Origin of the sequence: Pseudomonas sp. IT-P260 (assembly GCF_949768395.1) — a bacterium.
In the GTDB taxonomy this organism is placed as follows: domain Bacteria; phylum Pseudomonadota; class Gammaproteobacteria; order Pseudomonadales; family Pseudomonadaceae; genus Aquipseudomonas; species Aquipseudomonas parakoreensis.
In genome coordinates, this window is the sequence record NZ_CATKPO010000020.1 from 1 (window position 1) to 890 (window position 890).

Consider the following 890-nt stretch of genomic DNA (forward strand, 5'->3'; position numbering starts at 1 on the left):
GACCCTGACCGGCAACGTCCTCACCAACGACGTACAAGGCGCCGACCGCGTACCGACCGGCCCCGTCACCGCCGGTACCTTCACCGGCACCTACGGCACCCTGGAACTGCACACCGACGGCACTTACACCTACACGCTCAACCCGACCGATGCCGACTTCAAGAATCTGCACGGCGGCGGCAATGGGACAGAGACGTTCACTTACACCATCACCGACTCGGACGGCGACACCAGCACCGCGAATCTGGTGCTGCAGATTCACAACAACGACGATCCAGTGGTCATCAGCGGCCTGGACGTAAACGGCGGCGAGCTGACGGTTTACGAGAAAAACCTCAGCACCGGCAGCGCGCCGGACGCCAATGCACTGACTCAAAGCGGCACCTTCACGATTACCGCTCTGGACGGCGTCACCACGCTGACCGTCGGCGGCATCGCCGTGGTCACCAATGGCGTAGCTGCAGGCTTCCCGCAATCGGTCACTACTCCGTTGGGCAGCACATTGACCATCACCGGTTTCAACGCCACTACGGGTGTGGTCAGCTACAGCTACACCCTGGTCGATAACGAGTCGCACCCGACGGCCAACGGCGCCAACAACCTGCCCGAGCAGTTCGCCGTCACCGTAGTCGACGACAACGGCACCACCGCCAACGCGACCCTCGATGTGAACATCATCGATGACCTGCCCAAAGCGGTCGATGACAGCAACACGGGCACGGCGTCGGAAACCACGCTCACGCTGACCGGCAACGTCCTGACCAATGACGTACAAGGCGCCGACCGCGTACCGACCGGCCCCGTCATCGCCGGTACCTTCACCGGCACCTATGGCACCTTGGAGCTGCACACCGACGGTACCTACACCTACACGCTCAACCCGACCGATG

1 protein-coding gene is annotated in these 890 nt (G+C 62.7%); it reads left to right on the forward strand.

The annotated features are described in order from the left end of the window. The coding region (locus tag ACM6HV_RS10820; RefSeq protein ID WP_414904173.1) for a VCBS domain-containing protein at nt 1-890 on the forward strand (890 nt) is incomplete at both ends.